At 65.0% G+C, this 11,942-nt stretch carries 13 protein-coding genes; 8 read left to right on the top strand and 5 right to left on the bottom strand.

What is annotated here, in order from left to right; genetic code table 11:
* The 8 genes from BN1120_RS07940 to hutW form a co-directional block, all read left to right on the top strand.
* Positions 1 to 205, top strand: a 205-nt coding sequence (locus tag BN1120_RS07940) for a DUF697 domain-containing protein (protein ID WP_042015528.1), incomplete at its 5' end; no start/stop codon positions are given.
* A gap of 166 nt (positions 206 to 371) precedes the next feature.
* Positions 372 to 1,166: a phenylalanine 4-monooxygenase gene (gene phhA, locus BN1120_RS07935; RefSeq protein ID WP_042015526.1), complete on the top strand. Its 795-nt coding sequence runs from the start codon at positions 372 to 374 to the stop codon at positions 1,164 to 1,166.
* A gap of 41 nt (positions 1,167 to 1,207) precedes the next feature.
* Positions 1,208 to 1,546, top strand: a complete 339-nt coding sequence (locus tag BN1120_RS07930; RefSeq protein ID WP_041215281.1) for a 4a-hydroxytetrahydrobiopterin dehydratase — start codon at positions 1,208 to 1,210, stop codon at positions 1,544 to 1,546.
* 142 nt (positions 1,547 to 1,688) lie between these two features.
* A complete protein-coding gene (tyrR, locus tag BN1120_RS07925; protein WP_042015525.1) occupies positions 1,689 to 3,236 on the top strand; it encodes a transcriptional regulator TyrR in 1,548 nt (515 codons plus the stop codon).
* 222 nt (positions 3,237 to 3,458) lie between these two features.
* Positions 3,459 to 3,977: a YfiR family protein gene (locus BN1120_RS07920; RefSeq protein WP_080767945.1), complete on the top strand. Its 519-nt coding sequence runs from the start codon at positions 3,459 to 3,461 to the stop codon at positions 3,975 to 3,977.
* Complete coding sequence (locus BN1120_RS07915) at positions 3,974 to 5,215, top strand: diguanylate cyclase domain-containing protein (protein ID WP_042015523.1); 1,242 nt, start codon at positions 3,974 to 3,976, stop codon at positions 5,213 to 5,215. Before BN1120_RS07920 ends, BN1120_RS07915 begins: the two co-directional genes overlap by 4 nt.
* Positions 5,216 to 5,248: 33 nt before the next feature.
* On the top strand, positions 5,249 to 5,737 hold the full coding sequence (locus BN1120_RS07910) for an OmpA family protein (RefSeq protein WP_010674543.1): 489 nt from the start codon (positions 5,249 to 5,251) through the stop codon (positions 5,735 to 5,737).
* Positions 5,738 to 6,012: 275 nt separating this feature from the next.
* Complete coding sequence (hutW, locus tag BN1120_RS07905; protein WP_042015522.1) at positions 6,013 to 7,368, top strand: heme anaerobic degradation radical SAM methyltransferase ChuW/HutW; 1,356 nt, start codon at positions 6,013 to 6,015, stop codon at positions 7,366 to 7,368.
* A gap of 56 nt (positions 7,369 to 7,424) precedes the next feature.
* On the opposite strand, the gene xseA is transcribed toward hutW, so the two are convergent.
* From xseA to BN1120_RS07880, 5 genes are all read right to left on the bottom strand, one after another.
* Entirely contained in the window at positions 7,425 to 8,789 is a 1,365-nt protein-coding gene (gene xseA, locus BN1120_RS07900; protein ID WP_042015520.1) for an exodeoxyribonuclease VII large subunit, read from the bottom strand.
* Positions 8,790 to 8,895: 106 nt separating this feature from the next.
* Positions 8,896 to 9,804 carry a DMT family transporter gene (locus BN1120_RS07895; RefSeq protein WP_042015517.1) on the bottom strand — a complete coding sequence of 303 codons (909 nt, stop codon included), beginning with the start codon at positions 9,802 to 9,804 and terminating at the stop codon, positions 8,896 to 8,898.
* Between the two features lie 138 nt (positions 9,805 to 9,942).
* Positions 9,943 to 10,365, bottom strand: coding sequence for an ExbD/TolR family protein (locus BN1120_RS07890; RefSeq protein WP_039039027.1), 423 nt, complete (start codon positions 10,363 to 10,365; stop codon positions 9,943 to 9,945).
* A complete protein-coding gene (locus BN1120_RS07885) occupies positions 10,365 to 11,120 on the bottom strand; it encodes a MotA/TolQ/ExbB proton channel family protein (RefSeq protein WP_042015516.1) in 756 nt (251 codons plus the stop codon). Before BN1120_RS07885 ends, BN1120_RS07890 begins: the two co-directional genes overlap by 1 nt.
* A 2-nt stretch (positions 11,121 to 11,122) precedes the next feature.
* A partial coding sequence (locus BN1120_RS07880) for an energy transducer TonB (RefSeq protein WP_330217865.1) occupies positions 11,123 to 11,942 on the bottom strand: 820 nt, incomplete at its 5' end.

Below are 11,942 nucleotides of genomic sequence, written 5' to 3'. Positions count from 1 at the left end.
GGATCTGCTGGGGGCCGAGCTGACCGCCAAGCTCTCCGCCCGCGCTGCCCAAGGGGTCGGGGCCGGGTTGCTCACCGCGCGCCTCGGGATGCGTACCATGGAAGCCTGTCGTCCGCTCCCCTGGTGTGCCGACGAGAAGCCGAAACTGGGCGAGTTGCGCAAGCGGCTGATCGGCCAGTTGGCGGGTTATCTCAACAAGTCGTGAGGTGGCTGGGATTCGATAGGGATGTCACAAATAATTTACAATTGTCAAAAGCAGCCGACCCCGGGGTCGGCTGCTTTTTTGAGGGGCAAACCGTTACAGTGATCCCATGACTCAACGACCAGTGACCGCCCGGATGGCGGCTGGCACCCGAAGGATGGGATCACTCATGGCAAGTCTCTACACGGCCCGCCAACCGGATGGGCAGGGCAGGATCCACTACACGGACGAGGAGCACGGCACCTGGCGGATCCTGATTGCACGCCAGCTTGCGGCGCTCGATGGCAAGGCCTGCGACGAATACCAGGCCGGGTTGGCACGCCTCGACCTGCCTCTGGACCGTATCCCCCAGCTAGGCGAGATCAACGCTGCCCTGATGCCCGCCACCGGCTGGTCGGTGGCGGCGGTGCCGGCCCTCATCTCCTTTGATCACTTCTTCGCGCTGCTCGCTGATCGCCGTTTTCCCGTCGCCACCTTCATTCGCCGCCGGGACGAGCTCGACTACCTGCAAGAGCCCGACATCTTCCACGAGATCTTCGGCCACTGCGCCATGCTGACCAACCCGGCCTTTGCCCACTTCACTCACCTGTATGGTCGGCTCGGACTCCATGCGAGCAAGGAGGAGCGGGTCTATCTGGCGCGGCTCTACTGGTTCACGGTGGAGTTCGGTCTCCTGCAGGGGGAGGAGGGGCTGCGCATCTACGGCGGCGGCATTCTCTCCTCCATCGGCGAGACCGCCTATGCCCTCTCGGGTAAGCCCGAGCTGCAACCCTTCGATCTGCTGGAGATCCTGCGTACCCCCTATCGCATCGACATCATGCAGCCGACCTATTTCGTGCTGCCTCGTCTCGATACCCTCTATGGTCTGGAGGGGCCGGGGATCATGGCGGCCGTGGCCGAGGCCCGTTGTCTTGGCCTGCGTCCACCCCGCTTTGCCCCCGTTGCCGGCAAGCAGGCGAGCTGACCCGTATTCATTCCCACGATGTTTCATGAAAGGAGTCCCGAATGACTGAACTGGCGAGTCAACGATGCGAGGCGTGCCGCGCCGATGCCCCCAGGGTGAGCGATCAGGAGCTGGGGGAGCTGATGCACCTCATCCCCGACTGGCAGCCCCTGGTGGTGAACGGCGAGCTGCAACTGCGTCGTGAATTTGTGTTTCGCAACTTCAAGGAGGGGCTGGCGTTCACCAACCGCCTCGGAGAACTGGCGGAGGCGGAGTTCCATCATCCGGCGATCTTGCTCGAATGGGGCAAGGTGACCGTGAGCTGGTGGACCCACAAGATAGGCGGCTTGCATCGCAACGACTTCATCATGGCAGCCCGCACCGACGCGTTGATGAAGTAACCGCCGTCTGGCGCCAGCGCAGACAGGGCCTGCCCGGTGAAAGCGGGGCAGGCCCGCATTTTTGTGGGGGAGCGCTCGCACTGGCGGGATCGAGTCTGTATTATCCCGTTATTCAGAATGTTAGCTAGGAAGTGTGTGCCGAATGCGTCTTGAAGTCAGCTGTGAAGACCGTCTGGGCCTGACCCGGGAATTGCTCGACCGACTGGTGGAGCACAACATCGATCTGCGCGGCATCGAAATCGATACCTCAGGCATCATCTATCTCAATTTCCCCGAGCTGGAGTTCCGTGACTTTCAGCATCTGATGCCGGAAATTCGCCGCATTCCCGGCGTCTATGACGTCAAGACCATCCCCTACATGCCCTCCGAGCGGGAACACCACGAGATAGAGGCCCTGCTCAAGGCACTGCCGGACCTGGTCTTCTCCCTCGACAGCAAGGGGCGGGTGACCCAGGCCAACCAGGCCGCCCTCACCACCCTGGCGTTGCCAGCGGACGAGGTGCGCGGCGTGGCGATCGCCTCCCTGGTCAAGGGCTTCTCGTTTGGCCGCTGGCTGGAGTCGGGGGAGATCAAGCCCCAGACCTGCAAGCTGAGCCTCGGTGGCGAAGAGTACCTGGGCGATCTGATGCCGCTGTTCGTGGCCGAAGAGAAGGGCAAGCAGGCTCTGGCCGGCGCCGTGGTGGTGCTCAAATCCGCCCGCCGGGTCGGTATGCACTTCAGTGCCCTGCACGCGGTGGAAGTGGGGGGCTTTGAGCACCTCCAGGCCGAGAGCCAGAAGATGAAAGAGGTGCTGGCCCAGGCAGCCAAGCTCGCGATGCAGGACGCCCCCTTGCTCATCGTGGGAGAGACCGGCACCGGCAAGGAGTTGCTGGCCCGGGCCTGCCACGGCGCCAGCCTGCGCTCCAGCCACCCCTTCATGGCGCTCAACTGCGCGGCCATGCCGGACAACGTGGCCGAGAGCGAGCTGTTCGGCTATGCCCCCGGCGCCTTTGGCAACAACACCGAGGGCAAGCGCGGGGTGCTGGAGCTGGCCAGCGGCGGCACCCTGATGCTGGACGAGATCGGCGACATGTCCCCCCATCTGCAGACCAAGTTCCTGCGGGTGCTGCAAGACGGCGTGTTTCGCCGGGTCGGTGACGAGCAGGAGGTGAGGGTCAACGTGCGCTTCATCTGCACCACCCAGAAGCAGTTGCTGGATCTGGTCCATGAAGGGAAGTTTCGCGAAGATCTCTACTACCGCCTCAATGTGCTTAGCCTCAATCTGCCGCCGCTGCGCGAGCGCAAGGCGGACATCATGGCTCTGGCCCAGCAGTTCGTGTCGCGCTTTGCCAGCGAACTGCAGCGCCCCCGTCCGCGCTTTACCCGCAACATGGCCGAGTACCTCACCGCCTACCGCTGGCCCGGTAACGTGCGCCAGTTGCGCAACTGCCTCTATCGGGCCATGACCCTGCTGGAAGGGGACGAGATTGGACCCGAGCACGTGGACTTGCCGGTGGCGGCCGATGCCATGCCGCTCATCGACGAGTGGTTCGAAGGGGGGCTCGACGAGGCGGTGAAGCGTTTCGAGAGCCGCCTGCTGGAGCGGCTCTACCCGGCGTTCCCCTCCACCCGCCAACTGGCCAAGCGGCTCGGTGTCTCCCATACCGCCATCGCCAACAAGCTGCGCGAATATGGGATTGGCAAGAAGTAGTGTCGATGGACGGTGTCTGCCTGGGGCATTGAGCGCCTTGCAGGCACGGCTGCGACACCCGGTGACGCAACCGTGCCACTTGCCTCTGGGGGCTGGCCACCCGGCTGGTAAGCTCGGTGCGGTGCCATGCAGGCACTCTCATCATGGGCGTCGGGTTACCCCGGCGCCGACCTGGACACTCTCGCGGGCACCATGCAGATGCTTTGTTACCTCCGGTTACTGATGTGGCTGGCGCCACTGTGCTGCATGCTGATGCTGGCAAACCAGGCCATGGCGGCAACCTCCGCCGAGGCGCGCAGCGACATGGTGCGCCAGACCGTGCTCGATATCCTCAGTTACACCCGCTGGCCCAGCGAGCCCGCCAGGCTTCGGCTCTGCATCACGGCGCCGACGGAATATGCGTCATCCCTTCTGACCATCGAACGGCAGGCCAATGGCCGACCGGTGGAGGTCCATCACTACGACATGGACGACGAGTCGCTGATCCAGCGCTGCGATGTCATCTATCTGGGGGTGCTGGCTCCGGCGCAGCGCCTCTCCCTGTTCGAGCGCCTGCGCGGTCACGCCATCCTCAGCATCAGCGAGCAGAGCCGCGAGTGCATCGCCGATGCGGTCTTCTGTCTGCAGGCCGGGGAGGAGAGGGTGCGTTTTCGGGTCAATCTGGATGCGCTGGCCCGCAGCGGCGTGCGAGTGCACCCGGCCGTGCTCAAGCTGGCGCGAGCCGATGAGGAGGTGCGATGACGGTCCATCACGCCACTCCCCGGCTTACCCTGCGACAGAGTCTGGGGCGCACCCACATGATGATCTCCCTGACTGCCGTCTGCATGGCCGGGCTGTTTCTGACCGTCACGGCGCTGCTGGCGCTGCGCCTTTATGCGGATCACAACCTCAAGCTGGTGGCGCGGGCCATCAGCTACACCACTGAGGCGGCCGTGGTCTTCCATGACAAGGAGGCGGCACTGGATGCCCTGGAGACCATCACCTCCCGGGAAGACATAGCCAGCGCCAGCATAGTGCTGCCGGACGGCCAGGTGCTGGCGAGCTGGCGCCGGGACATCACTACCCCCTGGACCACCCTGGAGCAGCACCTGGCCCGTCTAATCCTGCCGGGGCCCGTGGCGCTCCCCATGGTGCGCGAGCACAAGGAGATAGCCAGGGTGCATCTGGTCGGTCACGGCCAGTACCTGCTGCGATTCCTGTTGCAGACCTTGCTGGCTACCCTGGTGTGCCTGCTCATCAGTATTCTCGGGGCACTCCATGTGGCGCGCCGGATGCAGCGCTCCATCACGGCACCCCTCAAGGCCCTGACCGAGGTGGCTTACAACGTCAGCCGCCAGCGGGCCCTCAAGGAGCGGGTGCCGGCGGCCAATATCGCCGAGCTGCACGAGCTGGGTGAGGATTTCAATTCGCTGCTCGACGAGCTGGAAGCCTGGCAGGCCCACCAGAAGCGGGAGAACGCCAGCCTGCTGCATCAGGCAACCCATGATCCCCTGACCGGTCTGCCCAACCGTGCTCTGTTCGAGGCTCGCATGGAGCAGGCCATTCTGGCAGGCAACAAGGGGCATGAAGGTTTTGCCCTGCTCTATCTGGATTGCGATCGTTTCAAGCAGATCAACGACAACCTGGGCCACGGCATCGGCGACGAAGTGCTGATCGCCGTGGCGCGGCGGGTGCAGCATCAGCTCAGGCCCCTGGATCTGGTCTGCCGGCTGGGGGGAGATGAGTTCGTCATCCTCCTGACCCCGATCCAGGGGGAGGACGAGGTGCGCGAGGTGATAGGGCGAGTGCAGCAGGCGATGAACACCCCCGTGGTATTGAGTGACGGTCGCCATCTCGGGGTGGGGATCAGCATCGGCTCTGCCCGCTATCCCGAGCAGGGGAGGACGGCGGATGCCCTGCTGCAATGGGCAGACGACGCCATGTATCAAGCCAAACGACAACGCAGGGAGGAGAGAGAAACACGAAAAACGAGCACGTGAAGTTGAACCGGAAATAGTGAAAGGATGATAAGAATGCGCATGTTGAACCCGATCAAAGCGGGCCTGGTGGCACTGTTGCTGAGTGTGCTGGCGGCGTGCCAGAGCCCTCCCCAGGGGCTCACGGCGGAGCAGATCGCCGCCTTGAAGGAGCAGGGCTTTCACCTGACCGACGAGGGATGGACCCTGGATATCTCCAACAAGGTGCTGTTCGCCAATAATGTGGGGGCCCTCAACCCCGAGACCCGCCAGGTGGTGGAGAAACTCGGCAAGGCCCTGATTGAGGTAGGACTGAACCGGGCCCGGGTGGACGGTCATACCGACTCCAACGGTGATGAGGCCTACAACCAGCAACTCTCCCTCAAGCGGGCACGGTCGGTGGCCGATGTCCTGGTGTCGGTGGGTATGCCCCAGGGGAACCTGGATATCCGTGGCCGCGGAGAAGAGGCGCCCATCGCCGACAACGCGACCGCTGCCGGACGAGCGGAAAATCGCCGGGTTGCCATCATCATCGGCAATGGCTGACCCCGTCAGCCGGTATCCGCGCGGCGCTCCCGTCGGGAGCCTTGAATCAACCGCCTGATCCTGTGTGTGCCACCACTCTCCAGTGGGAGAGTGGCTCTCTTCCCTTGTTGTTTCACGCCTTCCTTGCCTGACGCGCTGCTGCCCTGATGGGGACAGAGTGACGGCTCAATCCTTCCCGACTTGATCCAGCACAAATACCTGCAACTGATATTCGTTATCATTTGCGTTATTTACGCAGGGTAACCCCAGTGACGACTCTCCAGCTTTCTTCGACCATGACGGGGCTTTGTACCCCGGATCCCCTCAAATTCGCCTTCACCGCCAAGACGTCGGCCCATGCCAGCCGGGGAGGGGCCGCCCCCCTGATGCTGGACGATGCCGGCTGGCAAGCCTGGTGGCAGCAGGAGAGCGAGGCCAAGGCCCGAGCGCTCTACATCCATATCCCGTTTTGCCGCAAGCGCTGCAGTTTTTGCAACTTCTTCGAAAACGGCGCCAATCCGGCGCGCATGAGCCGCTACATGGAGGCACTCTGCGGGTCGCTGCACCAGGCAGCCGAGACGCCGCTCGTCCAGAGCCGGCCTTTCTCGGCGGTCTATGTGGGGGGCGGCACGCCGACCGACATGGAGGCGGGCGATCTCGCCCGCCTGGCCAGCGCCATCCGCCGTTTTCCCCTGACCGTGGATGCGGAGCTGACCCTGGAGGGGCGGCTCAACGGCTTTGATGACGAGAAGTGGCAGACGGCCCTGGCGGGTGGCTTCAATCGTTTCTCGTTCGGCGTACAGAGTTTTGATACCCGCGTGCGCCAGCAGGCGGCCCGCTTCGATGACAGGGAGACCTTGCTGGCCCGGCTGGCGGCGCTGACCCGCCACAACGAGGCGGTTATCGTGGCGGATCTCATCTTCGGTCTGCCGGGTCAGGATGAGGCCGTGTGGCGCCAGGATATCGCGGATGTGATGGCGAGCGGGGTGCACGGGGTGGATCTCTATCAACTCATCTCCATGGCGGGCACCAATCTGGCGCGCGCCGACGAGAAAGGCACCCTGGGCTGGGCCGCCGATGGCCAGCAGCGGGCAGTCATGTATGCCGACGGGGCCCGGACACTGGAGGCGGGGGGTTGGGAGCGGCTCTCCTGCAGCCACTGGCGGCGCATCGATGCCGAGCAGAGCCGCTACAACCAGATGGCCAAGTGGGGCGCCGAGATCCTGCCCTTCGGCGCAGGGGCGGGGGGCAACATTCACGGCCACGGCCTCATGTATGGCCGGGATCTGGCGCCCTGGCATGAGGCGCAGGCGAAGGGCGTGCGTGCTCCCGGCATGGTGATGAGGCCCAATCCCGATGCCCGTCTCGACGGGTTGCTGAGAGGGGGGCTCGACACCGGATGGCTGGCGTTGTCGCAATTGCCACAGGGGCTGGTCTCCCACCTGATGCCGCTCTTTGAGGCCTGGCAGCGACACGGGCTGGCACGGCTCTCGGCCGAGCGTCTCGCCCTCACCCTGGCGGGGCGTTTCTGGAACGTCAATTTGCAGGCCGGGTTGTTCGAGTATCTGAGGTGCAATCCACCGGGGGGGATCAAGGGGGGCGAGAAACCATCCGGCCACCCGGGCAAGATGGCCGGTCATGCCCTGGTATAACGGGCTATCGGAGCACAGAAAGGAGGCGGGGGCCTGGTGCAGGCCCCCGCTTTTTGTCAGCGGTTGTCGACCTCGTCCACCCGTACCCGCAGCGCTCCCTCTGCGAGGGTGGTGATCAGGGTCTGGCCTGCATTGACCTGGGATGCGCGGCGGATCACCTCCCCGGAGGGGGTGCGCACGATGGCGTAACCGCGCCCCAGGGTGGCCAGCGGGCTGATGCCGTCGAGGCGGGCTCCCAGCATGGCGAGGCGGTGGCGGGCGAGATCCTGGCGTTTTGCGATGAGGGCATGGAGGCGCTCCTCGGCAAGCTGGTGACGACGTTTGCCGATGGCCAGCAGCTTTTCGGGGCTTCTGGCCTGCAGGCGCATGGCGAGGCTCGCGAGGCGCCGCTCCCCCTGGTGCAGGCGATCACGCAGGTGCTGCTGCAAGCGGCGGTCGAGCTCGTCGAGGCGCTGGGACTGCTGCTCCAGCCGTCGCTTGGGATCCTGATGATCGAGCCGCTTCTGCAGCAGGACGAAGCCATGGCGGGCGGCAACCTGGTGACGGCTCATGGCCTGGGTGAGCCGCTGGCGCAGGTGCTCGAGGCGCTGGGCGCGGGTGCGCCTGTCCGGCGCCACCAGCTCGGCGGCGGCAGAGGGGGTGGGGGCACGAAGGTCGGCGGCAAAGTCGCTGATGGTGACGTCCACCTCGTGTCCTACGGCGCTCACCACGGGGATGGCGGAGCCTGCGATGGCCCGTGCCACTGCCTCTTCGTTGAAGCACCAGAGATCTTCAAGGGAACCGCCGCCGCGTCCGACGATGAGCACATCCACCTCGGCGCGGCGATTGGCAAGCATGATGGCCGAGACGATCTGGGCGGTGGCGGCGCTCCCCTGCACCTGGGTCGGGTAGATGAAAACGGGCAAGTCCGGGGCGCGGCGGCGCAAGACGGTCAGCATGTCGTGCAGGGCGGCGCCGGTGGCGGAGGTGACCAGCCCCACGGCGCGGGGTTCCCGGGGCAAGGGGCGCTTGCGCCCTTCGTCAAAGAGCCCTTCGGCACCGAGGCGGCGCTTGAGCTCCTCGAAGCGCAGGGCCAGCATGCCATCCCCGGCGGGCTGCATGGACTCGATGATGAGCTGGTAGTCGCCCCGGGGTTCATAGAGGGAGACTCGCGCCTGCACCAGCACCTGCATGCCATCCTGGGGACGGAACGGCACCCGGCGGTTGTTGCCCTTGAACATGGCGCAGCGCACCTGGGCCGACATGTCCTTGAGGGAGAAGTACCAGTGGCCGGAACTTGGCATCGCGAGGTTCGAGAGCTCCCCGGTCAGCCACACCAGCCCCAGATCCTGCTCCAGGATCATGCGCACGGCGCTGTTGAGGCGGGTGACGGTGAAGATCTGCTGTTGTCTGCTCTGACTGGCGGGTTCGAGGTGATTCAAGGCTGGCCCTGCTGTGGTGTCCGCCGGGGCGGGAGAAACTATGGGGGTCATCTTACCCCAGTTGCGCCCATCTGCCGAGCCATGGGCCCGGCAGATGACGCGGAGCCTAGGCTTGTGCCTTGGCCGGCTTGATGGCTCTGGCGGGGCTGGTCACCAGCCAGACCGCGAGGCAGACCACGGCGCCGCCGAACACGAAGCCGCCGGTGAGGGTTTCCCCCAGCACCAGATAGCCCCACAGGATGCCGAAGGGCGGAATGAGGAAGGTGACAGTGAGGCTTCGCAGGGGGCCGATGTCGGCGATCAACCTGAAATAGAGCAGATAGGCGAAGGCGGTGCAGAGGAAACCGACCGCCAGCACGCTGGCCCAGACCCCAGGCTGGGCCCAGTCGACGGCGGGGCCGGTCGCCAGGGTGTAGCCGAAGAAGGGAAGCAGGAAGAGGACGGCCCCTATCTGGCTGCCAAAGGCCACCAGTTTGGCGTCCAGGCCTCCCCGCTCGGTGACCCAGCGCCTCGTCAGAAAGCCGGCGCAGCCATAGCAGGCGGTGGCGATGAGGCAGGCCAGCACCCCGATGGCCAGTTGGCCGCTCAGGTCGACCTCCCCGGTGGTGGTGATGAGCCCGATGCCCACCAGCCCCAGCATGACCCCGGCCCACTTGCGCAAGGTCAGCGCCTCGTGAAAGAAGGAGAAGCCGATGAGGGCGCCCATCAGGGGCGTGGTGGCGTTGAGGATGGCGGAATACCCCGCGGGCAGCCAGAGGGCCGCCACGGCATACATCAGGAAGGGGACGCCGGAGTTGATGATGCCAAGCACCATGATGGATTTGAGCTTGCCCTGAAACTGCATGGGGGTGCGCAGCAGCAGGAGCATGGCGGCGAGCCCGACGAGGGCGAAGAAGACCCGCAGGAAGGTGGTGTTGACCGAGCCGAACGCCGGCGCCGCGATGCGCATGAACAAGAAGCTGGCACCCCAGATGGCCGCCAGCACCAGCAGCCTCACGTAATCCGATGTTCTCATCTTCTCTCCTTGAAATGGCGGGGCGGCCTTGCATCATGCAGGGCAGTCCCGCCGCTGGCAACCGGGTATAGGGAGGGCCAATAAACAAGGCACCACCTGGGTGATGCCTTGTTACACGAGTTGCTCTCTTCCTGGCCATCACTCGCTTTCAGGCTGGCTGACGAACGCTATCTTGTGTAACCCGTGCTGGGAGGCCTGTGCCATCACCTTGGCGATGGCGCCGTACTCCACGCTCTTGTCGATGCGCAGCTGGATCTCGGGGATCTCCGGCTTGGCCTCGCTGGCCTTGACCATCTCGGCGAGCAGCGCCGTCTCATCGACCTGCTTGTCGTTCCAGTAGATCTTGCCGGCACCGTCGATGGAGAGGATCACATCCTCCTGCTTGGGCTGATTGACCTGGCTGCTGGCCTCGGGCAACTCGAGCTTGACCGCGTTGGTGAGCAGGGGGGCGGTGATCATGAAGACGATGAGCAACACCAGCATGACGTCGATCATCGGGATCATGTTGATCTCACAGAGGGGCTGCTCGTCCGATTCCCCGGGAAGTTTGCCGAAAGCCATTACATCTGCCCCTGCTTGGCGCTGTCGACGGCGGCCAGTGGCGTCACCCTGGAGGCGCTCTGCTCCACGCCGGTCACCAGCAGGGCGAACAGGTCGTAGGCAAACTCGTCCAGCGCCGCGAGTTTGAGGCGGTTGCGGCGCACGAAGAAGTTGTAGATCAGCACAGCAGGCAGGGCGACGGCGAGACCGAAGCCGGTCATGATGAGGGCCTCACCGACCGGGCCTGCGACCTTGTCCAGGCTGCTCTGGCCCGCGGCCCCTATGGCCAGCAGGGCGTGATAGATGCCCCAGACGGTGCCAAAGAGCCCGATGAAGGGGGCCGCGGAGCCGACGGAGGCGAGGAAGGCCAAGCCGTGCTCGAGGCGGATCCGCTCCGCGCTGATGGTCTGGCGCAGGGCGCGCAGCAAGAAGTCGTCGGGGGAACCCAGCTTGAGAGAGGCGGCCCGTCCCTGGGATCGCTCAATCTGGGCAACCGCCGTCAGTGCCGCACTCGTTATCCTGCCGCAGGCTTCTTCAGGGGGCGTCTGGGCGAGCTGGTTCGCCATCGCCTGCACGCTCTCATGGTGCCAGAAGGCACCCATGAAACGGGCGTTCAGGCGCTGCTCGCGATGGTCAAGCCAGAGCTTGAGCAACCCGTAGTAGCAGGTGCCGAGCGACATCAGTACCAGCAGGATCAGCGGGACCAGGCCCACCCCGGTGTTTTGGCTGAGCAGATGCGTTATGCCCATCCCGCTTGTTTCGATTTCCGGATTCATGGTTAGTTTCCTAGCTTGAAAATAATGGTAACCCCTGTCCAGGCTGGGACGGCGGTATTGTTCTGTTTGGCTGGAATGAAGCGCCAACGGCTGACGGTCTTGCGGGCGACCATGTCCAGGCGTCGATGACCACTGCTCTGCTCCACGTCGACCGACTCGGCGGTGCCCTCCTTGCTGACTCGGACCTTCAATACCACGCGCCCCTCTTCTCCCCGTCGGCGTGACTCCGGAGGGTAGGGAGGCTCGGGGTTGTTCAGCCTGGCATCCCGTGCGATGGGGGCACTGCTGCCGGCCCCGGCCCCAGTCTGGCGGGACTTGGTCGGCGGCGCACTGGCGCCACTCGCGCTCTGGGTATTGGCCGCCGTCTGCGGGGTAGCAGGCGCAGAGGGCGCGACCACCGGCTCGGCCTTGGCCACTGGTGCTGGTTTGGTCATCGGTACTGGCTTGGGCTTTGGCGGAGTGGGCGCCGGTTTGGGAGCCGGTTTCTTGACGACCGGCTTGACCACTTTCGGCGGCACAGGTGCCGGTTTCTTCACCTCCCGAGGGGGAGCCGGAGTGGCCGCTGGCGCCGCCGGCTTGGCCGGTGCGTCATCTTTGTCCGACTCGCCGGCCCAGCGGGCAGACAAGGTGATGGGCTCGGGGGGCGTGACGGGGGCGGGGCGGCTGCCTTGCATCAGCCAGAGGAGGGCGAGATGCAGGGCAAGGGCGACGGCCAGGCAGGCAAGGTGAACCGGGCCAAATGCCGGCTTGTCGCGGCCAAAGGTCGGCCTCATTGCGCAGGCGTCCATCAGCCTGCCTTCTCGCTGGTCGTCATATTCGTAC

It is taken from the genome of Aeromonas caviae, from assembly GCF_000819785.1.
GTDB lineage: Bacteria > Pseudomonadota > Gammaproteobacteria > Enterobacterales > Aeromonadaceae > Aeromonas > Aeromonas caviae.
The sequence above is the reverse complement of the archived record's forward strand: the minus strand, read 5'-3'. Positions and strand labels throughout refer to the sequence as shown.